The sequence below is a fragment of the Steroidobacter agaridevorans genome, assembly GCF_009932555.1.
Lineage (GTDB): Bacteria > Pseudomonadota > Gammaproteobacteria > Steroidobacterales > Steroidobacteraceae > Steroidobacter > Steroidobacter agaridevorans.
The window spans coordinates 548336-571833 of sequence record NZ_BLJO01000006.1; the positions used below are offsets into that span (position 1 = coordinate 548336).

The 23498-nt window shown below is 58.9% G+C and carries 20 protein-coding genes; 18 read left to right on the top strand and 2 right to left on the bottom strand.

Features of this window, described 5'->3' with window-relative positions:
• Window positions 1-8: 8 nt before the first annotated feature.
• From mnmE to GYH35_RS23480, 8 genes are all read left to right on the top strand, one after another.
• Entirely contained in the window at window positions 9-1370 is a 1362-nt protein-coding gene (gene mnmE, locus GYH35_RS23445; RefSeq protein WP_161810246.1) for a tRNA uridine-5-carboxymethylaminomethyl(34) synthesis GTPase MnmE, read from the top strand.
• 149 nt (window positions 1371-1519) lie between these two features.
• Window positions 1520-2569 (top strand): Fic family protein, encoded by a 1050-nt coding sequence (locus GYH35_RS23450; protein ID WP_161829616.1) that lies wholly within the window; start codon window positions 1520-1522, stop codon window positions 2567-2569.
• A gap of 161 nt (window positions 2570-2730) precedes the next feature.
• Complete coding sequence (locus GYH35_RS23455) at window positions 2731-4287, top strand: type I restriction-modification system subunit M (protein WP_161810244.1); 1557 nt, start codon at window positions 2731-2733, stop codon at window positions 4285-4287.
• Complete coding sequence (locus tag GYH35_RS23460; protein ID WP_202624538.1) at window positions 4284-5573, top strand: restriction endonuclease subunit S; 1290 nt, start codon at window positions 4284-4286, stop codon at window positions 5571-5573. The genes GYH35_RS23455 and GYH35_RS23460 overlap by 4 nt, the downstream gene beginning before the upstream one ends.
• A gap of 2 nt (window positions 5574-5575) precedes the next feature.
• Complete coding sequence (locus GYH35_RS23465) at window positions 5576-6757, top strand: ATP-binding protein (protein ID WP_161829617.1); 1182 nt, start codon at window positions 5576-5578, stop codon at window positions 6755-6757.
• The gene (locus tag GYH35_RS23470; RefSeq protein ID WP_161829618.1) at window positions 6750-9854 is read left to right on the top strand and encodes a type I restriction endonuclease subunit R; all 3105 of its coding nucleotides are present in this window, start codon (window positions 6750-6752) and stop codon (window positions 9852-9854) included. The genes GYH35_RS23465 and GYH35_RS23470 overlap by 8 nt, the downstream gene beginning before the upstream one ends.
• 199 nt (window positions 9855-10053) lie before the next feature.
• Entirely contained in the window at window positions 10054-10434 is a 381-nt protein-coding gene (locus tag GYH35_RS23475; RefSeq protein WP_161810240.1) for an eCIS core domain-containing protein, read from the top strand.
• A gap of 58 nt (window positions 10435-10492) precedes the next feature.
• Window positions 10493-11578 carry a hypothetical protein gene (locus tag GYH35_RS23480; protein WP_161810239.1) on the top strand — a complete coding sequence of 362 codons (1086 nt, stop codon included), beginning with the start codon at window positions 10493-10495 and terminating at the stop codon, window positions 11576-11578.
• 10 nt (window positions 11579-11588) lie between these two features.
• Here the strand turns inward: GYH35_RS23480 and GYH35_RS23485 are convergent, their stop codons facing one another.
• Window positions 11589-12494, bottom strand: a complete 906-nt coding sequence (locus GYH35_RS23485) for a cytochrome c (protein WP_161810238.1) — start codon at window positions 12492-12494, stop codon at window positions 11589-11591.
• A gap of 223 nt (window positions 12495-12717) precedes the next feature.
• Between GYH35_RS23485 and ada the strand changes: the two genes are divergently transcribed.
• Both ada and GYH35_RS23495 read left to right on the top strand, forming a co-directional pair.
• A complete protein-coding gene (gene ada / locus GYH35_RS23490) occupies window positions 12718-13788 on the top strand; it encodes a bifunctional DNA-binding transcriptional regulator/O6-methylguanine-DNA methyltransferase Ada (RefSeq protein WP_161810237.1) in 1071 nt (356 codons plus the stop codon).
• Between the two features lie 165 nt (window positions 13789-13953).
• The gene (locus tag GYH35_RS23495; RefSeq protein WP_161829619.1) at window positions 13954-14730 is read left to right on the top strand and encodes a dienelactone hydrolase family protein; all 777 of its coding nucleotides are present in this window, start codon (window positions 13954-13956) and stop codon (window positions 14728-14730) included.
• Window positions 14731-14742: 12 nt separating this feature from the next.
• On the opposite strand, the gene GYH35_RS23500 is transcribed toward GYH35_RS23495, so the two are convergent.
• Entirely contained in the window at window positions 14743-16032 is a 1290-nt protein-coding gene (locus GYH35_RS23500; RefSeq protein WP_161810235.1) for a metal-dependent hydrolase family protein, read from the bottom strand.
• Window positions 16033-16183: 151 nt separating this feature from the next.
• Here GYH35_RS23500 and GYH35_RS23505 point away from each other — a divergent pair, with 151 nt between their 5' ends.
• Genes GYH35_RS23505 through GYH35_RS23540 form a run of 8 tightly spaced genes read left to right on the top strand, consistent with a single transcriptional unit; the run spans window position 16184 to window position 23484 of the window.
• Window positions 16184-16477 carry a Flp family type IVb pilin gene (locus tag GYH35_RS23505; protein ID WP_202624540.1) on the top strand — a complete coding sequence of 98 codons (294 nt, stop codon included), beginning with the start codon at window positions 16184-16186 and terminating at the stop codon, window positions 16475-16477.
• Window positions 16464-17672: a pilus assembly protein TadG-related protein gene (locus GYH35_RS23510; protein ID WP_161829620.1), complete on the top strand. Its 1209-nt coding sequence runs from the start codon at window positions 16464-16466 to the stop codon at window positions 17670-17672. Before GYH35_RS23505 ends, GYH35_RS23510 begins: the two co-directional genes overlap by 14 nt.
• 2 nt (window positions 17673-17674) lie before the next feature.
• Complete coding sequence (locus GYH35_RS23515; protein ID WP_161829621.1) at window positions 17675-18472, top strand: hypothetical protein; 798 nt, start codon at window positions 17675-17677, stop codon at window positions 18470-18472.
• Between the two features lie 3 nt (window positions 18473-18475).
• Window positions 18476-19171: a hypothetical protein gene (locus tag GYH35_RS23520; protein WP_161829622.1), complete on the top strand. Its 696-nt coding sequence runs from the start codon at window positions 18476-18478 to the stop codon at window positions 19169-19171.
• Complete coding sequence (locus GYH35_RS23525; protein WP_161829623.1) at window positions 19168-19314, top strand: hypothetical protein; 147 nt, start codon at window positions 19168-19170, stop codon at window positions 19312-19314. The genes GYH35_RS23520 and GYH35_RS23525 overlap by 4 nt, the downstream gene beginning before the upstream one ends.
• A 39-nt stretch (window positions 19315-19353) precedes the next feature.
• Entirely contained in the window at window positions 19354-20151 is a 798-nt protein-coding gene (gene cpaB, locus GYH35_RS23530; protein ID WP_161829624.1) for a Flp pilus assembly protein CpaB, read from the top strand.
• Between the two features lie 3 nt (window positions 20152-20154).
• Window positions 20155-21216 (top strand): type II and III secretion system protein family protein, encoded by a 1062-nt coding sequence (locus GYH35_RS23535; protein ID WP_161810229.1) that lies wholly within the window; start codon window positions 20155-20157, stop codon window positions 21214-21216.
• Between the two features lie 36 nt (window positions 21217-21252).
• On the top strand, window positions 21253-23484 hold the full coding sequence (locus GYH35_RS23540) for a TadE/TadG family type IV pilus assembly protein (protein WP_161829625.1): 2232 nt from the start codon (window positions 21253-21255) through the stop codon (window positions 23482-23484).
• Window positions 23485-23498: the final 14 nt, after the last annotated feature.

Genomic DNA, 23498 nt, shown 5'->3' on the forward strand with positions numbered 1-23498 from the left:
GACTCGAGATGACGACCCGTCCCGGCGACACTGACACCATCGCGGCCATCGCAACGCCGCCGGGTCGCGGTGGCGTCGGGATGGTGCGAGTCTCGGGCCGGCTCGTTCCGACGATCGCGTCCGAAGTGCTCGGCGAGCTTCCCGAGCCGCGTCACGCATCCCTGCGTATCTTTCGGGACGCCGACGGCGAAATGCTCGACGGCGGCCTCGCCCTGTATTTTCCGGGGCCGAACTCATTCACCGGCGAAGATGTCTTGGAACTGCATGGCCACGGCGGCCCCGTCGTCATGGACATGTTGCTCGCTCGAGTGCTCGGTCTCGGCGCGCGCGTCGCGCAGCCGGGCGAATTCACGCAGCGCGCATTTCTAAACGACAAGATCGATCTGACTCAGGCCGAAGCCATTGCCGATCTGATCGACAGCGGCTCGAGCCAAGCCGCGCGCGCGGCGCTTCGATCGTTGCAAGGTGAGTTCTCCGTCGCCGTTCATTCGCTGACTGAAGCGGTGACCGAAACCCGCATGCACGTGGAAGCGGCGATCGACTTTCCCGAAGAGGAAGTCGACTTCCTCGCCGACACCGTTTTGCACGAGCGCATCGCGTCGACGATCGATCTGTGCGAACAGATCACCGCGAAGGCCCAACAAGGCGCGTTGTTACGCGAGGGCATGACCGTCGTGATCGCCGGCCGCCCGAACGCTGGCAAATCCAGCTTGCTGAACCGCCTTGCCGGCTACGAAGCCGCCATCGTGACCGACATCCCGGGCACGACTCGCGACGTGCTCCGCGAACGCATTCACATCGATGGCATGCCTCTGCATATCGCCGACACCGCCGGCCTTCGTGAAGATGCCGATGTCGTCGAAGCCGAAGGCATCCGTCGCGCCCGAAACGAAATGACTCGCGCCGATCGCATTCTCTATGTAATCGACGCGACTCGCGCTCTCGACGACGAGAGCATGACCGCCGAGCTCGCCGGCCTGCCCGCGGAAATTCCCGTGAGCGTCGTGCTGAATAAGATCGATCTCGCGCAGGCGCAGTCCCGTTACGAACAATCCCAACCGCCGCGATTGCATGTGTCCGCGACGACTGGCGAAGGCGTCGATCTGCTGCGCGAGCATTTAAAAGAATGCATGGGATTCCAGGGCGCCGGCACCAGCACCATTTCCGCCCGCCGCCGCCATCTCGATGCACTCGATCGCGCGTACGCTCACTTGAATGAAGCGCAACGCCAGCTCATGGAAAAACGCGCCGGCGAATTGATGGCCGAAGAATTGCGCCAGGCCCAACAATGCCTAGGCGAAATCACCGGCGAGTTCACGCCGGATGATTTGCTGGGACGGATCTTCACGACGTTCTGCATCGGGAAATAAAAAAATGAGCAGGCGCTCGCTCTGCTGAAAACGCAGTTCGCACCGCCATGGAAGGCAAGTGCCTCCATGCCATATAAAGGGGGTAATTTTATTCCATAAATACCCCAATAAAAGGTATAGTCACCCCGTTTGTACCCACCGATCCCGCCATGCATTCACTGGCCCCAAACTACCTTGCCGCGATGCGATACGACGGCTTGCAGTTGGCCACCCTGCGCACCTTGGGGGAGTACCGGGGCAAGCAGCAGCGTTTCATAGAACAGTCCCCCGAAATCCAGAGTGACCTGCGCCAGACCGCTGTCATCGAATCCACCGAATCATCGAACCGCTTGGAAGGCGTGGTGGTTGTGCCATCGCGCCTCAGATCGCTGGTTATCCGCAACGCCCAGCCAAAGACCCGCTCGGAGCAGGAATTGGCCGGCTATCGCGACGCTCTGACCCTGATCCACGAGGCGGCTATCCACATGCCTTTCAGCGAAGCAGTGATCCTCCAGCTGCATACGCTGCTCTACCGATACATGCCGCAGCCCGGCGGCCGGTGGAAGGCCACCAACAACGACATTGTCGAGCGGCATCCGGATGGCGATGCGCGCATACGCTTCCAACCCGTGGCCGCGCATCCAGCGCCGATGGCCGTCACTGAACTCACGCATCGTTATGCGACGGCGCTGGATCGACACCTGGCGGACCCTCTAGTGCTCGTTCCGTTGTCCATGTTGGACTTCCTCTGCATCTGCCCTTTTCCGGATGGCAATGGCCGGATGTCCCGCTTGCTGACCATCCTGCTGCTGTATCAGTTCGACTACGCGGTAGGCCGGTACATCAGCCTGGAGCGGCTTTTCGAAGAATCCAAGGAAGGCTATTACGAAACGCTGGAGGCCAGCTCGCAGGGGTGGCACGAAGGTCGGCACGATGTGAAGCCGTGGCTCGACTACTTTTGGGGTGTCCTGCTCCGCGCCTACCAAGAATTCGAGGAGCGTGTCGGAAGCGTCGAACAAGGAAGAGGTAATAAAGGTGAGCGGGTCAGGACTGAAGTGCTCAAACGAACGCCGCCCTTCTCCATTTCGGAAATTGAAGACGCATGCCCAGGAATCAGCCGTGACATGGTGCGGGTCGTGTTGCGGGCCATGAAGACCGAAGGCTTGATCGTGCCGACTGGCAAAGGGCGAGGAGCTAAATGGGAAAAGGTCGAAAGGTGACTATTCATTTTTACTTGGATCACATCCCGTGCTTTGAGCCAAAGAAAATGCACTTTCGGACGCAGTGATCATTGGCCAAGCCATACGCATCCAACACTACTCAAGTCACTTCCACCCGCTGTGGAATGACCAAGCAACCGTATTGAATCAGGATTCTCACAATGACCAGCACCCAACAACGCGCCGCCTTGCAACGCCAGATCTGGCAAATCGCCAATGATGTGCGTGGCGCAGTCGATGGCTGGGATTTCAAGCAGTATGTCCTCGGCACCCTGTTCTATCGCTTCATCAGCGAGAACTTTGCCAGCTATATCGAAGGCGACGACGACAGCATCAACTACGCCCAGCTGTCCGACAGTGTCATCACTCCGGAAATCAAGGACGATGCCGTCAAGACCAAGGGCTATTTCATCTACCCCAGCCAGTTGTTCGCCAATGTGGCCGCCGGCGCCAACACCAACGAAAGCCTGAATACCGACCTGGCCCGGATCTTTGCCGCCATCGAAAGCTCTGCCAATGGCTACCCTTCGGAGCGCGACATCAAGGGCCTGTTTGCCGATTTCGACACCACCAGCAACCGCCTCGGCAACACTGTGGCCGACAAGAACGCCCGCCTGGCGGCCGTGCTCAAAGGCGTGGCCGGGCTGAATTTTGGCGATTTTGCAGGCAACCACATCGACCTGTTTGGCGACGCCTACGAATTCTTGATCTCCAACTACGCTGCCAACGCTGGTAAGTCCGGCGGCGAGTTCTTCACGCCGCAACACGTGTCCAAATTGATTGCACGGCTGGCCATGCACAAGCAAACCAGCATCAACAAGATTTACGACCCGGCTTGCGGCTCCGGCTCGCTGCTGCTGCAAGCCAAAAAACACTTCGATGCCCATATCATTGAAGACGGCTTTTTCGGCCAGGAGATCAACCACACCACCTACAACCTGGCGCGGATGAACATGTTCCTGCACAACATCAACTACGACAAATTCAACATCCAGCTGGGCAACACGCTAGTCGACCCACACTTTGGCGATGAAAAACCTTTTGATGCCATCGTCTCCAATCCACCCTACTCGGTGAAGTGGATAGGCTCAGACGACCCGACCCTGATCAACGACGAACGCTTCGCGCCGGCAGGCGTGCTGGCCCCCAAGTCCAAGGCCGACTTTGCCTTTGTGCTGCATGCGCTGAGCTACCTCTCCGGCAAGGGTCGCGCCGTCATCGTCTGCTTCCCTGGAATTTTCTACCGTGGCGGCGCCGAGCAAAAAATCCGCCAGTACATGGTGGACAACAACTATGTGGAAACGGTGATTTCGCTGGCGCCCAACCTGTTCTTCGGCACCACCATCGCCGTCAAAATTCTGGTGCTGTCCAAGCACAAGACCGACACCACGACCCAGTTCATCGACGCCAGTGCGCTGTTCAAGAAGGAAACCAACAACAACGTCCTCACCGATGCGCATATCGAACAGATCATGCAGGTGTTCGACAGCAAGGCCGACGTGGAGCACTTCGCCAAATCAGTGCTTTTTGAAGCGATCAGGGCCAATGAGTACAACCTGTCGGTGAGCAGTTACGTCGAAGCCAAGGACCACCGTGAAGTGGTGGAGATTGCACAGCTCAATGCCGAACTGAAAAACACTGTCGTCAGGATCGACAGGCTGCGGGCCGAGATTGACGCCATTGTGGCCAAAATCGAAGGCGAGGAGGTCGCAGCGTGAGCAGCAAGATTGGCTTCATGGCGAAGCTGATGGATAGCGTTGAGGTCGAATGGAAGGCGCTAGGAGAAGTGGGTAGTTTTATCAGGGGAAAACGCTTCGTAAAGACAGACATGGTTTCCGATGGATTCCCATGTATCCACTACGGCGAGCTGTATACGCACTACGGGGTGTGGGCCAGCAAAGCAAAATCTTTTGTTGATAATGAATTGGCCTCAAAGCTACGCGTTGCCAATCACGGCGATGTGGTTATCGTCGCGGCAGGTGAAACCATAGAGGACATTGGCAACGGCACAGCCTGGTTGGGGAAAAGTGACGCCGTAATTCACGATGCGTGCTTTTCGTATAAAAGCAAATTGGATCCCAAGTATGTATCTCATTTTCTCCGAACCAGTCTATTCAAGGGTCAGATAAAGAAAAGCATCTCGTCTGGAAAAATCTCTGCAATAAATGCAGATGGATTGAGCAAAGCAAAAATCCCGATCCCATACCCCGATGACCTGGAGAAATCGCTCGAGATTCAATCCGAAATCGTCCGCATCCTGGACGCCTTTAGCGCGCGTGCCGCCGAGCTTGCCGCCGAGCTCGCCGCCGAGATCACCGCCCGAAAAAAACAATACAAATACTATCGGGACCAGCTATTGAGCTTTGAAGAACGGGAGGTTGAGTGGAAAGCGCTGGGAGAACTGGGCGAGTTCATTCGAGGAAGGCGCTTTACCAAGAATGATTATGTCGGAGAGGGTATCAGCGCCATTCACTATGGTGAGATATACACCCGATACGGCGTTTGGACAGATCGAGCGTTTTCCCGCGTTCGAAGTGACATGGCTGACTCTTTGCGCTTTGCAGAACCTGGTGATGTGCTGATAACAGGTGTTGGCGAAACTGTTGAAGATGTCGGCAAGTCTGTCGCCTGGATTGGAAGTGAAAAAGTAGCCATTCACGATGACAGCTATGCTTTTCGCCACTCGATGAATCCAAAATTCATCTCCTATGCGATGCAAACGGCCTCATTCATTGACGAGAAGGCGAAACATGTGTCTCGCGGAAAGGTTAATAGACTGCTGATCAATGGCATTGCAAAGGTCAGAATACCAATCCCGTTTCCGGGCGACATTGAGAAATCGCTGGCCGAGCAATCCCGCATCGTCGCCATTCTGGATAAATTCGACACCCTGACCAACTCGATCAGCGAAGACTTGCCCCGCGAAATCGAGCTGCGCCAAAAGCAATACGAATATTATCGCGACCTGTTGTTCAACTTTCCCAGGCCAAAAGTGGCGGCCTGACCATGAGCAAGACGCTAGCGGAAATCGCTCAGCAACTCAGAAGCACCAACAAAAAAGTGCAATTGATCTATGCATTCAATGGCAATGGCAAAACGCGACTGTCGCGGGAATTCAAACGGCTGGTTGCGCCCAAGAGCAACGGTGGCGAAGGGGATGCCGATGAAGATCGGCCCGAGTTGTCGCGCACCAGGATCCTATATTACAACGCGTTCACCGAAGATCTGTTCTACTGGGATAACGATTTAGAGCTGGATGCAGAGCCCAAGTTGAGAATTCAGCCCAATTCGTTTACCGACTGGATACTGATAAATCAAGGCCAAGACCGCAACATCATCACGAACTTCCAGCACTACACCAACGAGAAGCTCACGCCACGGTTCAACGAAGAATACAAACGCAGAGATAAGGACGGCAAAGAGATTGCGGTGAAGGCCTTCTCAGAGGTGACGTTTTCGCTTGAGAGCGGCGACGATGAACATTCGGGCAATCTGAAAATCTCCAAAGGCGAAGAAAGCAATTTCATCTGGAGCATTTTCTACACGCTGCTGGAACAGGTGATTGGCATCCTCAATATTTCAGAACCTGCTGAGCGTGAGACCGACGATTTCGATCGGCTGGAGTACGTGTTTATTGACGATCCAGTAAGCTCGCTGGATGAAAACCACCTGATCGAGCTAGCCGTCAATCTGGCGGGGCTGATCAAAAGCAGCCAATCCGACCTGAAGTTTGTCATCACAACCCATAGCCCCTTGTTTTACAACGTGCTCTACAACGAGCTCAACTCCAGGGCCTGTTATCTTCTGGAGCGTTCTGAAGCTGGCTCCTTTGCCCTTGTGGAAAAGCATGGCGACTCCAACAAGAGTTTTTCGTATCACCTGTATTTGAAACAAACCCTTGAGCAGGCGATTGCCAACGACCAGGTGCAGAAATATCACTTTACGCTGCTACGCAATTTATACGAGAAAACAGCCAGCTTCCTCGGATATCCGCGATGGTCGGAACTTTTACCCGATGACAAGCAGGCCTATTTGAACCGCATCATCCAATTCACCAGCCACAGCACACTGTCCGATGAGACCGTCACCGAGCCGACGGTGCAAGAGAAGCAAACTGTAAAATTCTTGCTCAACAACCTGATTGACAAGTATGGCTATTGGCAGCAGCAGGAGGTGCAGGATGGTTGATGACATCAAACCCACCGCCGAGTCGAACAGCTTCATTGTACTCGACAAGTACACCAAGCAATGGCGGGCTGCCGATACCTATCAAAGCGAAGGCGATCTGGAACGTGAATTCATTCAGGACCTGGTCAATCAGGGTTATGAACATCCGACCGGTCTGAATACGCCCGAGGCCTTGCTGGCCAACGTGCGCGAGCAGTTGCAAGCCTTGAACAATGTCCAGTTCTCAGACGGCGAATGGTCGCGCCTCGTGGAAACCTGGCTGGACAAGCCCAGCGAGGGCATCGTCGAAAAAACGCGCAAGATTCATGATGACCACATCCACGACTTCGTGTTTGACGATGGCCGCATCCAGAACATCTACTTGCTCGATAAAAGGAATCTTGCCCGCAACAAGGTGCAGGTAATAAGGCAATTTGAACAAACTGGCATCCACGCCAATCGCTACGATGTGACCGTGCTGGTGAATGGCCTGCCGCTGGTGCAGGTCGAGCTGAAGAAGCGCGGCGTGGCTATCCGTGAAGCTTTCAACCAGGTGCACCGCTACAGCAAGGAAAGCTTCAACGGCGATCAGTCGCTGTACAAGTACCTGCAGTTGTTCGTCATCTCCAACGGCACCGACACCCGTTACTTTGCCAACACGACGCAGCGTAACAAGAACAGTTTCGACTTCACCATGAACTGGGCGCAAGCCGATAACAGTTTGATCAAGGACCTGAAAGACTTTACCGCGACCTTTTTCCAGAAGCACACCCTGCTCAATGTGCTGCTGCATTACTCGGTATTTGATGTCAGCGATACCCTGCTGGTGATGCGCCCTTACCAGATTGCCGCCACCGAGCGCATCTTGTGGAGGATCAAAAGCGCCTATCAAGCCAAGAACTGGAGCAACACGGAAAGCGGGGGTTACGTTTGGCACACCACCGGTTCCGGCAAAACCTTGACCAGCTTCAAAGCAGCGCGTTTGGCCACCGAACTGGAGTTCGTCGACAAAGTATTCTTTGTCGTGGATCGCAAGGATCTGGATTACCAGACCATGAAAGAGTACCAGCGCTTCTCACCCGAAAGCGTCAACGGATCGGACAGCACCGCCGGGCTCAGGCGCAACATCGACAAGGATGACAACAAGATCATCGTCACCACCATCCAGAAGCTCAACAATCTGATGAAAAGTGCAAACGACTTGCCGATCTACAGCAAGCAAGTGGTTTTCATTTTTGACGAATGCCATCGCAGCCAGTTTGGCGAAGCACAGAAGAACTTGAAGAAAAGATTCAACCGGTTCTATCAGTTCGGCTTTACCGGCACACCGATTCTTCCGCAAAATGCCCTGGGGGCCGACACCACGGCCACCGTGTTCGGCCGACAGCTGCATTCCTATGTCATCACCGACGCCATCCGTGATGACAAGGTGCTCAAGTTCAAGGTGGACTACAACGATGTACGCCCACGGTTCAAGGCCATCGAAGGCGAACAGGACGAGCAAAAACTCAATGCGGCGGAAAACAAGCAGGCCTTGTTGCACCCTGACCGCATCCGCGAAGTTGCACACTACATCTTGAACAACTTCCGGCGGAAAACTCACCGCCTGCGGACGGGCGGCAAGGGCTTCAATGCCCTGTTTGCCGTGAGCAGTGTAGATGCCGCCAAGCTGTATTACGAGGCGTTCAAAGCCCTGCAGAAAGACAGCGAAAAACCGCTAAAGATCGCCACCATTTTCTCGTTTGCCGCCAATGAAGAACAGGACGCGGTGGGCGATATTGCGGATGAGAGCTTTGAAGTTTCCGCCCTGAACAGCAGCGCCAAAGAGTTCTTGAGCGCAGCCATAGCCGACTATAACGCGCTGTTCAAAACCAACTTCGGCGTGGACAGCAAAGAGTTCGAGAACTACTACCGTGACCTGGCCCAGCGCGTCAGAAACCAGAATGTCGACTTGCTGATAGTAGTCGGCATGTTCCTGACCGGTTTTGATGCCCCCACGCTGAATACCTTGTTTGTCGACAAGAATCTGCGTTACCACGGTCTGATTCAGGCCTATTCTCGTACCAACCGCATTCATGACGCCACCAAGACCTTTGGCAATATCGTCACCTTCCGCGACCTGGAGAAGGCGACAGTCGAAGCCATCATCCTGTTTGGTGACAAGAACACCAGGAACGTGGTGCTGGAAAAGAGCTACAAGGAATACATGGAAGGCTTCACCGACGTGCTCACCGGTGAAGCGCGACGCGGGTTCATGGATGTGGTGAGGGAATTGGAGCAGCGTTTTCCAGATCCCGCGGAAATCGTCAGAGAGTCCGACAAAAAGGCGTTTGCCAAGTTGTTCGGCGAATATTTGCGCGTGGAGAACGTGCTGCAGAATTACGACGAATTCGCCAGCCTGAAAGCCTTGCAGGACATCGACCTGAGCGATCCTCAGGCCCTCGATGCCTTCAAGGCGCACCACTATTTGAGCGACGATGATCTGGCAACACTGCAGGCCATCAGGATTCCCTCCGAGCGAAAGATTCAGGATTACCGTTCAGCCTATAACGACATCCGGGATTGGTTGCGCCGTCAAAAAGAAGGCAACGACAATGACCAGTCCACCATCGACTGGGATGACGTGGTGTTCGAGGTGGACCTGCTCAAGTCGCTGGAAATCAATCTTGATTACATCCTGGAATTGATTTTCGAAAAAAACAAAAAAATAAAGGAAAAAGCTGCCCTGGTTGAAGATGTGCGCCGGGCGATTCGTTCCAGCCTCGGCAACCGCGCCAAAGAAGGCTTGCTGGTCGATTTCATCAACCAAACCGAACTGGATCGGCTTCGCGACAAGGCCAGCGTGATCGATGCCTTCTTCGCCTTTGCTCAAGCGGAACAACAGCGTGAGGCGCTGGAGCTCATCGATGCCGAGCACTTGAATCCCGAGGCGGCTAAGCGTTACATCACCACCTCGCTAAAACGGGAGTTCGCCAGCGATAATGGCACCGAGCTCAATGGCATTCTGCCCAAAATGAGCCCGCTGAATCCGCAGTACCTCACGAAAAAGCAAGGCGTTTTCCAGAAAATCGCTGCTTTCGTCGAAAAGTTCAAAGGCGTAGGTGGGCAGATCCAATGACAGGACATGCATCATCGAAGGCGGCATTCTCCAGTTTGAATCGGTCGAAACCGATGCCAAACATCTATGCATCGAGCATCCGGTCGGTAGGCCCAAGTTGGTGTCGCAGCTCTGGGTGCGTAGCCTAGAACGTATCGCTGAATCATTCGCTTGCGCGTAAAAGTCACGTTCTGCATCGGAAAGTAGCTCGGGCGGCCATATGCTCGGCCATCGCTCCTCCATCCCCGCCCCCATCGCCAGCGCACTTCGCGAAGTCTTCGGCGAATCTGTAGATCACGTTCGCGTCATCGAAAATTCCTTGTACGCACGCATGCACCTCGGTGCACGCGCGACGACAAGACGCGGTCGAATCTTGCTTCGCGGATCAGCGAAAGATTTCTGGAACGATCCCGAGCTGATCCTGCACGAGTACTTCCATGTGCTGCGACAGTGGCAGACCCGGCGGCTCACGATCTGGAGATATCTGCAGGAGTCAGCCAGAAACGGTTACTGGCATAACTGTTACGAAATCGAAGCGAGAGCGTTTGCGGCGGCGCACTTGCGTGCGCTGAACTTGCGATTGCAAAAGTGGCAGGAATGAGCGGAGGATTGCGTTAGTTACCTTCGACCGGCACTGAAGTTCGGAGATGGAGGTTACGATGCAATCGTTCAGAACAATTCCTACGCGCGCCCTTCTGGCAGGCGCCCTCGCCGCGATTCTGAGCAATGCGGCGCAGGCCGACGTAATCATCACCGAGCGCATGAGTATCAGCGGCGCCGGGATGATGAAGATGGCCAACATGAACGGCACGACGACCACGTCGATCTCGGGCCAGCGAGCTCGCACCGACAGCAACTTGCAGTTCGAATCCGGCCTGATGCGAACCTTCGCGCGCGGTATCGGCGACTCCACCGAGATCGTTCGGTTGGATCAGGACAAGATGTATTCGGTCAACGACAAGCAGAAGACCTATACCGAAACCACCTTCGCCGAGACCCGAGCTCAGATGGAGAAAGTCTCGCAGCAGATGCAGGAGGCGCAGGCGGCGCAGCAACGCGGAACCTCGGGGGTCGATGACTCACAGTGCGAATGGTCCGAACCGAAGGGTGAGGTCATCCGCTCTGGCGAGAAAGCCGCCATCGCTGGCTATCAAGCCGAGCGAGTAACGGTCACCGCGACGCAATCGTGCAAGGACAAGAAGACGGGGCAGGTTTGCGATTTCGGCCTGGTGCTCGATCAGTGGGTCGCGCCCGATTTCAAGGCGTCCGAAGAAGCGCAAGCGTATCAGCTGGCCTTCGCACAGAAGATGGGCCTGGCGACTTCGGGTTCGCGTGATTTCGCCGAGCGCGCCGAGTCCATGTTCGGGCGCTACCAAGGCCTGTGGGGCGAAGTCTCGAACAAGATGCGCGATGTGAAAGGCTACCCGGTCAAGTTGAGTTTCGGTCTGGGCGTGGGCGGCCCGCAGTGCCAAAGCACTCAGGAGATGCAAGCCGGCGGTCAACAGCCAAGCACGGCTTCGCCGGCGAGTCTTGGCGAGGCACTGGGCGGCGCGTTTGGCGGAATGTTCGGAAAGAAGAAGGCCGCGCCCGCACCCGAAGCGGCAGCGCCACCCGCGCAACTGCCGGGCGGCCTCTTCTCTTTGATGGGAATGAGCACCGAGCTCGTGTCCGTCAGCACGGACAAGGTGGATCCGCAGTCCTTCGAGCCGCCGGCGGGCTACAAGAAAGTCGCCGCCGGCCAATAACGGACGCCGATCAGCGAGTGCCGGACGCCTTGGGCTGCAGGGTCTTCAAGAACCCGAACAGCGCATCGAGTTCGGCATCGCTCATCGCTCGCAGACTTTCGAAAGGCATCACGCCGATGCTGCTGCCATCCGCGCGTTTGCCTGTCCGCATCATCTCGCGGAACTGTTCGAGAGAAGCGTAACGAGTCGTCATCGCGCTGTCCGGCGAGGCAGTGAGATTCGCCGCCGCAGGCCAGGTGGGCGGAGCCCCCGGAATCGGGCCGCCGGCAAAGCCCTGGCCATGACAGCCGATGCAAGTCTTCGAGATGTACTCGCCCTGCGCGTGCTGATCGTCCGGCACCCGCTTCGGCGCGGCTTTGGTGTGATCGATCTTCTCCGACGAATCCTGGGCGATGCCGGCGACATATAACGCTTTGACCAGCAGCGGGATGCGCATCTCCGCCTTGCGCTCGGCCGACGGCGGCATCGAGCGAATGTAGCTGACCAGCGCCGCCACATCCTCGTCGGCCATCTGAGCGTAATCCTCGCTCGGCATGACGAATATCGGCGTGCGGTCGGGCGTCAAGCCGTGTCGGAGGAGTGCGACCCAATCGGTATCGGTGTAATCCGCGGCCGCCCCGCCGCCGCCGCGAGTGATGTTCGGCGAGGAAATATACAAACCGGTGCTCGGATCGTCGATCACCGTCTTGCCTTCGCCGCGAGTGCCGTGACATTCCGTGCAGCCACGCGTCTGGAAGAGATATTCACCGCGCTCCAGGTTGGGATTGAGGGAAGCGAAGTTCACCGATGCAATCGGCACGTCGACCACCCGATTCATCTTGCGTTCGCTGAGCACCACTGCTGCGCCGGCCACAATAGCGGCACCGGCCGCCAGCAGCGCCAACGAGCCCCCGACAATTTTGATGAGCTTGTTCATGGCGGCGTATTCTGCATATCGAAGGCTGGATTACAGCGTACCAACGGGCAGCGGGCACCGGCCCTGAAGAGCCATGCCCGGTGCTCACTTTCGCCAGGGGCGGGCTACACTTCCGGCAGCTGACATGGCCAAGCATCAGTCCAAAAAATTGCACAGCAAGAGGCGGGAATCTTCCGAGCCGGCCGCACGCAAAACTGCGACCCAGGCAAAGAGGAGAACCGCCATGTCGAATGCCAAAGACGAGGAGTTGTGGAGCGCCGTGCAGGGCCGTGACGCCAGCCGCGACGGTGAGTTTTTCTATGGCGTCATGACCACCGGCGTGTATTGCCGGCCCTCGTGCAATTCGCGCCGGCCATTGCGCAAGAACGTTCGTTTCTTTACGACCCCCGAAGAAGCGGAGCGCGCTGGGTTGCGACCCTGCAAGCGTTGTCGCCCGACCGGCGCGTCGGCAAATGTGCTGAATCAAGTGGTGCACGAGTTGGCCCGGCAAATCGACGCCGCGCCGGACAGCAAGCTCAGCCTGGAGCAACTCGCCAAGCGTTCCGGCTACAGCCCGTTCCATCTGCAGCGGAGCTTCAAGGCCATCATGGGCAGCAGCCCGAAGGAATATCAGACGGCCGCGCGCGTTCGCATGCTCAAGAAGGAGCTCCGCAACGAAGCGCCCGTCGCCGATGCGATCTATCAAGCCGGCTTCGGTTCCGGCAGCCGCGTCTACGAGAAGGCGGATGGCCAGCTCGGCATGACGCCGAGTGAATATCGCAGCGGTGGCAAAGGGCTGACCATCTCCTATGCCAGCGGCCAGACGCCGCTGGGCTTGATGATGATCGGCGCCACCGATCGCGGCATTTGTTTCCTGCAGTTTGGCGATAGCGATCAGGCTCTGCTCGACGATTTGCGGCTGCAATTCGCCGCCGCTACCGTGCAGCCGATGCCGGACAGCTCGCGCACCGAGTTCGAGTCATGGATGGGCGCGCTCAATCGGCACCTCCGAGGCCTCGAGCCGCGATTGGACCTGCCGCTGGACGTGCGAGGGACGGCGTTCCAACTGATCGTGTGGCGCTACTTGCAGAAGGTGCCGTATGGCGAAGTCCGGTCATATGCGGAAGTCGCGGCGGCTATCGGCAAACCCAGCGCGGCGCGAGCGGTTGCGAAGGCGTGCGCCACCAATTCAGTGGCGCTGTTGATTCCGTGTCATCGCGTCGTGCGCGGGACGGGCGAGCTGGGCGGTTATCGCTGGGGCATGCAGCGCAAGCGGGTGTTGCTCGATACCGAACGTGCGGCGAGCAAGCGGTGAGCGGCAGTTCACATCTTCGGGCCCCATCCTTGCGCACTCGCCTCTCGTGCTGATAATGAGCGCGCATGCGACGAGCATGCTGCGGGAGGCGGTATGTGCCTGGGATGTTTAGACGAAGATGAGCCACCAGCAACGCGACGGGAGTTCCTTGCTACGGCTCTGCAATTGACCGCTGCGTCGGCGCTCGGCGCGACGGCGGTGGCCGATGCCGCCGCTCGAGTGTGGGACATCGAGGCACGCGGCCTCACCGTCGACAACGCCGGAACGCTGTTGCCAGCGTACGTCGCGACTCCGATGGGCGCGGACAACCGCACCACTGTCGTCATCCTTCACGACAGCCCGGGTATTCCCAAGGAACTGCAAGAGATGGCGCGCGAGGTCGCGCGGACTGGATACGTCGCGCTGATCGTCGACTGCGCCGAGCGCGGTACCGCCAAGATTTCCACTCATCCCGACGCGATGCTGAGCGAGGCCTTCAGCCGCGATGTCCAGAGCGACGTGCGCGCCGGCATCGTAACGTTGAATGGCAATATGCCGAACGCGAATCCTGTCGTGATTGTGGGATTCGGCTCGGCGGGTTACACGGCGTTACGGATGGCGCTGAACGATCCGCTCGGCGTGGTGGGCGTGATCGCCATGTACACACCCATCGAATCCGCCGAAAAATCCCAGACCGATCCCCGGCCGGACTTGATTACGTTGCTGGCGCGCTTGAATGTGCCGGTTCAGTTTCACGCCGGCACCGCGGATCCGGCCATCTCCCGCGAGCAACTGAATTGGCTGGGGCGCTTCGTCGCGGTCGAGCCGGACCGGCGCGAGCTCTATTTATATGGAGGCGCCGGTCCGGGCTTTTACCAATCCTCGTCGCCGCACTTCGACAAGGGTTATCAAATGCTGGCGAGGAAGCGCTGGCAAGAATTCCTCGCCAAGCGCTTCAGCTAGAGCAGTGCCTCGTTACGGCTGCTTCACCACCACGCCGTGTTTCATCACGAACACGGGCTGTTCCGTCGCGGCGATGTTGTTCAACACATTGCCTTTGACGGCGACGATGTCGGCGATCTTGCCCGCTTCCAGCGTGCCCACCTGATCGGCAATGCCCAGCAACCTGGCTGATTCACGGGTGCCGGAGATCAGCGCCGCGGCCGGCTGCATGCCGATGTCCGTCAGCAACTTGAACTCCTTCGCGTTCATGCCGTGAGGCGACACCCCCGAATCGGTGCCGAACGCGATCGGCACGCCAATCTTCATCGCCGAGCGGAACATGCGCTCGTGCTCATGCAGAGTCGCGCGGGCCTTGGCTGCAATCGCCGGTGGGAACTTGTCGGCCACCTGGTTCACCCACCAGACCGCCAACCGTGTCGGCACCAGGTAAGTGCCCTTGGCTTTCATCAGCTTCAGCGTCTCATCGCTGAGGAAGCTGCCGTGCTCGATGGAATCCACACCGGCTTCGACGGCCTGACGGGCAGCGAGATCGCCGTGCGCGTGCGCGGCCACTTTCCTCTTCCACGCGTGAGCTTCCGACATGATCGCGTTCAGTTCGTCGGGCGTGAGCTGCGGCACATCCACCGGGTCGGCTTCCGAAAGCACGCCGCCGGACGAGCAGATCTTGATCACGTCAGCGCCCCACTTCAGCTGATAGCGCACGGCCGCGCGGCACTCGTCGGCGCCATTGCACACACCGTCCATCACGCCCAGCGGCGCGATGCGATCGGGCGGGAACGGACCCTGATCGCAGTGACCGCCTGTGGAGCCCACCGAGTGGACCGCCGTCAGAATCGTCGGGCCCGGCGTCAAGCCGGCGTTGACGGCATTCCGCAAACCGACGTCGACAAACTCACCCGCGCCCACATTGCGCACGGTGGTGAAGCCGGCTTCGATGGTGCGCTTTGCATAGGTCGCGGCGTAGAAGGACTGCTCGGCGGCGAACCGATACATGTCCGCATGGAAGCCCTTGTAGAAATCGTCGTGACCTTCGTTCGTGATGTGCGTGTGAGCATCGATGAAGCCCGGCAGCAGCGTCGCATCGCCGAGATCGATCACCTTCGCATTGGCCGGCGCGGCCTGTGAGCCGAGCGCTTTGATCTTGTCGCCTTCCACGAGCACGGCGCCGCCGTTCGTGAGGTTGCCCGACTTGCTATCGAACAGATAAGCCGCCTTCAGCACGATGGGCTGAGTGGGCTCGGCGGCTTGCGCCGAACCGACGACGGCAGCCAATCCCAACGCCAACTTCACTGCTAAACGCATCGCGTCCTCCCGTCTTTTGGTGCTGTGACGATACCCGTTCATGCTCTAAAGGCAAACAGCACGGCTATTTCTCGACGAACGCGCATGTATTTGGCGTTTTTCGCCAGGCCCACGCAATTACTGTGTCGCCACCAACCCGTGGAGACCTGCAATGGATAGCAAACGCATCAAGTCGATGGCGCACTCGCGCAATGCACAGCGCGGCCAGGGAATGAGCGAATACATCATCATCACCGCACTCGTGGCGGTAGCCGGCATCGGCTTGTTCGCAGCGTTCGGCGATGTACTGCAAAACCAAATGGCCGGCATGAGTCGCGAGATGGCGGGCCAGTCGGCCACACAAGACATCACCGACGCACAGGCCTCCGCGACGACTGCTCAGAACCGCGCGGCTCAGGCAGACAGCCTCTCCACTTACAACCAGCAAACCAATGCGGCTCAGTAACCGTCATCGCGGGCAGGTCGCGCCGGTCGCGCTGTTCGGTGTGCTCATCAGCAGTGCCGTGCTGGCTGTGATGTTCAACACCGGGCAGAAGGTCACGGAACGATCGCAGGTCGCTAACGCCGCGGATGCCGCGGCGTACAGCGGTGCGGTATGGACCGCACGCCATCTCAACTTCATCGCCTATGCGAATCGAGCCATGGTCGCCAATCACGTCGCCGTCGGGCACTTCATCTCCTATGTGAGCTGGGTGCGATACATCAACGACTCGATCGAGGCGATCGACCGGGTCACCCAGTGGATTCCATACGTGGGCCAGTACGTGGACCTGGCCGAGCAGATTTCCGCTCAGGTCCGTGACGCGACCGAGCAAGCAGCGGAGATCACGGTTCCGGCCCTCGACGCGTGGAATGCAAACATCCGCGCCGCGCAGGCGGAAGCCCATGCTTCGCTCGCGTTTCGCAACGTGCAGAATCTGATGGAGCAGACGGGCCGCACATACGACCTGCACATTCGCATCAATGACGGCGATGCTCTATCGCGCATGCCGGACGAGCTGCAGCCGCTGCTCGAAGCCCAACTGATGACGCAATCGGCAGCGATACCCGCGTTCATTCAGCGCTACACCGCCAGCCGCGATAGCAACTCCATGCAGCAGCTGGTAAATGCGAGCCTGCGCGGCAACGCCGATCTGCAGCGTTGGATCGTCGGTGAGCGCGGCTGGCGAGAGAACCTGCTCGCGGTTCAGCTGCGCAAGCGCGGAGCCACTGCGGTCAACCAGAACGCAAGCTTGGCGGACTGGCGCGCGGAAGATCAGCTGCAGATTCGCACTCGGGGTGTGTTCGGCTGGCGCAGCTGGCAACGAATCGGCGATCGAGTCAGTACCGCGACCGCGCGTGAGTTCGACTCGGACTATTCAGGCGTGCCGGCCTATTACAACGTTGCCGGGTCGCCTGGCGACACCTCGCTTCGCATCGCCGCGATTGCGACCAAGGCCCAGACAACCGTCGCGACCGTGGATCTGCTCGGCATGACTGCGACGGCTCAACCGTTGGCCGTTGCCGCCGTGGCTCGCGTGGAGTTTCGACGGCCGCGCGGCTCGGCTTTCGCGTCATTAGGCGAGCGCCGGCACGAGTACGCCAATCTGTTCAATCCGTTCTGGGAAGCGAAGCTCGCCCCCGTCACCTGGAGCTTTTGATCATGCGTGCTACCCATCGCGGCAACGCCATGGTCGAGACTATCGTTGCCTTAACCGTGCTTTCACCCTTCCTCGGCTGCATCGCACTGCTCGGCAAGCAGCTGGATGTGAAACATAAAAGCTTCGACGCGCTTCGCTACTCGGTGTGGGAGCGCACCGTGTGGAGCGGCAATGCGAAGTCGGAAGCGCAGGTCACGATGGAGGCGCTCGATCGGTCGTTTGGCGATCCAAGCACGGGCATTGTGGCGATCGATTCTCTGCGTTCGGAAGGCGTGTCACGAAATTCGCTCTGGCGGCACTACCGGCAGCCCTTGCTCACCACGCCTGTCGGAAGTGCTGTTTCCTTTCGATCCTCGGACGACATGGTTCCAGTCGATGCGGGCTACGTGCTCGTGCCTGGATTGGCGCACGGAACGGGGCCGGTCGGCGTGGCGGCCAATGCGTTGAGGATGGACGATCTCAACTTGAATCGTCGCTCCTTCGCCAGCGCCACCATTGAAGCAAACGTTCGGCCGCTGCTCGCAGGTCGCGAGTCTCCTCTTGTTCAACGTGCAACTGGCGCCCTGCTGAGCGACACGTGGTCACCGCGTGATGAGAACGAATTCGGCCGACGAGTGGACGGCATCACGGCCAACGAGCTGATCGAAGATCTCGAGCTGCCGGGACGAATCCTCTCGATGCAGGCGCCGACCAAGGGTGGCCCGCTGTATGGCGAAGGTCAGTATGGATGGGACCCGAAACTGCGCCCTCGCTCCAATGCTCTGCCCTCCGCCTACGTCGTCGAGCGGGAAGGTGAGTGAGCCGTGCTGACCAAGCCCTTCCGAATGACCGTGATACTTCTCATCGAGTTGGTCTTGCCAGCCAATGCCGAACGCACGGCTTTGCCAGATCTCGCTGCTCCGCCTCAGGGCTCGACGCAATGGATCGCTCGCAACATGCGAATGAATGGCTTGCCGATGTCGCTCAAGACCTTCGAGTCGCGGCTATCGCCGGACGCAGTCCTCGCTCACTACGAATCCGAACTGAGGTCGTCAGGCAGTCATGACGTGCGCCGCTCAGTGAATTCATCGTGGCAGGTGCTGCTGCTCAAGTCGCGAGATCACTTCATCACTGTCCATGCGCGCCGTGCGGCTTCGGGAAGCGAGGGGACCATTCTGGTCAGCCCAGCTCTCGATCCCGGCGGGCTCAAACTGCAAACGGATTTCCCACGGCCGTCGACGGCTCGCATCGTCAATCTGCAGCAGTACGACGACTCAGGAATGCAGTCGGAACACATCAGTCTGTCCAGCGAACGCGCACCGTTCATCGAAGCACAGGCATTCTCTCAGCTCCTGATTACCAACGGCTGGAACATCATCGACACGCGCCCAACGCGAGAGAGCTATCGCGGCTTCGTGCTTGAAGCGCAGCGTCAGGCGGAGCAGGCACTGCTGGTGATTATTCCCGATGCGGCGCGCCCGGCGAGTACCGCAATCGTGGTCACTTGGAAGAAGTCATGAACTACCAACGCGGCTGGGGTACAGCGGAATACCTCGCGATCCTCGCCGGATTGATGGTGGTGTGGCGAGGCGCGCAGGCAGCGTTGGAGTTGCTGGTCGAGCATCACGATGAATTCTCCTGGACCTTGATGATTCCGTTCTGATGGTCCCGTTCTGATGTCAAGTCGCTCAAGGAACGAGCAATGAAAGGTATCTGGATCACCACACTCATGCTGGGTGGCGCCCTCGCGGCTGGCGGGGGCGCGGCGTACTTCGTTAAAGGTTATATCGCTGGCGAAGTGCAAGCGGAGCGCGAGCAACTGCAAAAGCAGTATCGGCTGATCAACGTCGTCGTTGCGAAGACGGACCTGCCGCCCGGCTCCGTGCTTTCAGGTCAGACGGTTGCGGTTCGCGAAGTACCCAATACATTCCTGCACGCAGATGCGGTGCGCTCGGAACAATGGAGTGAGATTGCTGGGCGAGTACTGTCACGCGCCGTTCGCGGCGGCGAGACGATTCTGACTTCGCATCTTGCTCAGGGCGCAGGCGCAGGATTCTCCGCGCAGCTTCCGGAAGGGATGCGTGCGCTGACATTCCCGGTCGATGAAGAGGCCTCGATTGCAGGCATGCTCGCGCCGGGCGATCGCATCGATCTGCTCTTTACGACGGCGGCCGCGAATGACAGTGTCACTTTGCCGCTGCTGTTCTCGGTACCCGTCATTGCGACCGGTTTGCGAACCCAGACTAACGAACATTCGTTGCCAGATCGACTGCAGTCTGGTCCGTTCCGAACCATTACGGTCGCGGTGAGTCCGTCCGACGCCGCCAAGATCACACTCGCGCAAGAAGCGGGAAGAATCACGGTGGCGCTTCGTCAGTCCAATGATCAAACGATCACGCGCATTGCTCGGGTCACGAAAACAAGCTTACTGAGAGGCGACACGGCGGAGGTTCCTGCAAAGCCGCGGTTGCGCGTTCAAGTGATCCTCGGCGGGGTTTGAATCATGAGCGTCAGTCTTTTAGTCGGCGCTTGGCTGATGAGTGCGCTGATGCTCGGTACTCCGGCGACCGAAGCGCTCGAGCATGCACCGGTTGGCGTTCTGTCGGTGCCGGTCGGTCAAAGCTTGTTGATTCGCTCACCCGGCACGAAACGGGTGTCGGCCGGCGACGGCGCGACCATCGACATCAAAGTGCTCGACGATACTCAGGAAATTCTGGTGCTCGGGCGCAAAGCGGGCACGACCGATCTGCGCATCTGGTCTCGTGACGGGTCGAGCGTTGCTTACCTCGTGCAAGTGCTCGGCATCGTCGATCCCATCGTGACACCAGCGCCGGCGCTGGAAGCCGAGACCACCATTCTCATCAAGGCGAAGCTCATCGAAGTCCGCAAATCGGCGCTGCGCGATATCGGTGTCGATTGGGCCGACGTTGCCGCGGGACCCGTGTTCAGCACGGAGGACGGTGTGGGGCTGACATCGAGCCTCGACTCGGTCATTCATCTGCTCATGAACCGCGGCGATGCTCGTCTGCTGGCCGAGCCGACGCTGACTTGCATCAGTGGCGGCCAGGCCGACTTCGTTGTGGGCGGCGAAGTGCCGATCCCCGTTCAGAACCAGGACGGCGCGCTCAACGTCGTCTTCAAGCAGTTCGGCATCCTGCTCAATGTCGAGCCGCTCGCCAACGATGCCGGACTGATTCGCACCAAGGTCGGTGTCGAGGTGAGCAGCGTCGACAAAGCCAACTCGGTGCTCGGTATTCCCGGCTTCGCGACTCGTAAGACCAATACAGAAATGAACGTGCACTCCGGCGAGCCGATGGTCGTCGCTGGACTGTTCAGTGCCGACGACGCGAAAACGGTCACGAAACTTCCGGGGTTCGGCGCGCTGCCGGTCATTGGCGAGTTGTTCAAGTCGCGACAGTTTCGCCGCGGCGAGACGGAACTCGTCGTGCTTGTCACGCCGGAAATCATCGGCGCCGATTCGAATGCCGTGAGCGAAGGCGTGCAACGGTTCGACCGGCTCAAACGTGAATCGGACGAAGCACTCAAGCCGCGGCTGAAAGACTAGCGATCACTGAAGATCGCAAGGAAGCGAGAGCGTCACATGGATGTGACCAAAACGACACGCCGCGCGTGGCGGCAATACGGAGCTGCAATCGTCGAAGCGACGATTGCGCTGCCGGTGTTGCTGGTCGTCACGCTGGCGGTGATTCAGTTCGGCTTCGTCTACCAGGCGAAGGCGACGCTCAATCATGCCGCCTTACAAGCAGCCCGCGCTGGCGCTGTTGCCAATGCGACTCCCGCCGCCATTCGACGAGGCCTCGCTCAGGGGCTGGCGCCGCTCAGTTCACCTGACGCTTCTCTGCAAGGCGTCGCCGAGTCGGTTGCTCGGCTTGAAAGCCAACTGCTCACCGATGCGCGCATTCGCATCCTCAACCCGACGCGTGAAGCGTTCGACGATTTCGCCATTGAGGTCGATGGCGTTCGTGAGCTGCCAAACGATCGCCTCCACGCTCGCGACACGCAGCCGGGAGCCCGCGGCGGACTCAACGTTCAAGACGCGAACCTGCTGCGCGTCGAGGTTACGTATGGATATGAGCTGAAGGTTCCGCTGATCAACGGCTTCATCTCGCGCCTGCTAGGGCTGACGCGCGATAGCGATGCGTTCGATCAGCAGCTGCTGCGTCGGAATCGATTGCCGATCACGTCGACGGCGACCGTGCGCATGCAAAGCCCGCTGCGCTTCAGCGAGCTGCTGGTTTCGCGTGCGGATCTTCCAGAAGTCGAACGATTCGCTGCTGGTGCTGGCGCACCGGGCGGGGGCGAAAGTCACAACGGCGGTGAAGATGCGTCGGGCGATACGGATAGCTCGCCGGGATCTGCAGACGACGCAGGTAGTTCGCTCGGTGAGGGGTTCTTCGGCTTCGGCGAGGGAGAGGCGTCGCCTGCCGATTCGGTTGGTGGCGATGCTGGAGATCACGACAGCGGCGACGGTAGTTCCGGCACTGCCAGTCAGCCGCCTCTTTGCACGGCTGCTGCACCGGACGCGCCCGTTGCCGAAGATCGAAGTGCGCTTGGCCGCGTTTGGGATGAGCTTCGCAGCCTTGCTGCCGACGCGTATGAGTTTGTCCGCGGGTTCTGGGAAGGACTGCGCGATCAAATCGGCGATCTCGTCGCTGCGATCACCGATCCGATCGAAACGGCGCGCGGCATTTATGAGCTGGCGATGTCCTTCATGGAGGACCCCGTCGGCACCGCCGAGATCATCGGCGCCGCGCTGGGTCACGACCTCAGCCAGCTCATCGAGTGCGATGCGTTCGATCGCGGTCGCGTGCTGGGCAGCTATGTCAGCCCGGCGTTCATGCTCAAGCTCGCGGCCAAGCTCGCCCGCTTCGGCCGCCTCGAACTTCGGGCGGCGGCCGATGCCACCAAGCGTGAACTCGGCTGCGCCAGCTTCGCCGCCGACACTTCGGTTTGGAGCGGCGATCGCGATGTTCCCATTCAATCGCTCGAGCCTGGCGACTGGGTGGATGCGCGCAGCGAGCACGACTATGCCGATCGCTCGCGACTCGTTACTCACACCTTTGAGCGACGCGCGTCTTCTTATCACTTCGTTGCGACTGAAGCATCGCGGTTTGCGGTTACGGAAGAGCATCCGTTATGGGTGCAGGGCCGCGGCTGGACCGCCGTTCGCGACATCGCACTCGGTGCACCGATCGCCACTGCGGATGGCGACACGCTGGTGCTCGAGAACCGCCGCGTGGATGCGCCGCTGCAGGTTTTCAATCTCACCGTCGCGGAGGATGAGAGTTACTTCATCGGCGACGAGCGCGTCTGGGCGCACAACGCCACATGCACTCTCCGCGTCCGCTATTCCGTCCCTCGCAGCCCCAGCAACTTCACCCTCGGCGCCACCGACGGCGGCCCCGGCGCCTGGTCCTCCATCACCCGCCCGGACAACGATGCCTACCGCTACCAGGAGCTGATTACCGGCGCGCCCCGCGGCGTTGAGTACAATGTCAACGGCGTCAATTTCGACGGCTACGACGCGGACCGCGACGTGTTGTTAGATGCGAAGCATTGGACGCAGGAGTGCCCGTTGGGGGATAAGTGTCGGTATGAGCCGCTGAAGCGTGCACTATCTGAGAAACTGGTCGAGGAGGCTCGCAGCCAGATAGACGCGTTACGCACTACTGATACCTCTATCGAATGGCGCGTTGTCGACGAGGAGATGGCCCTACGGATCTCAAGCATTTTGGACGAAGGGATCGACGTGCGCGCTGACAGAGCCAGAATCGTAGTTATTTACACTCCAATTTCGGATATCACAGGTTAAGAGGCCGAGAGCAA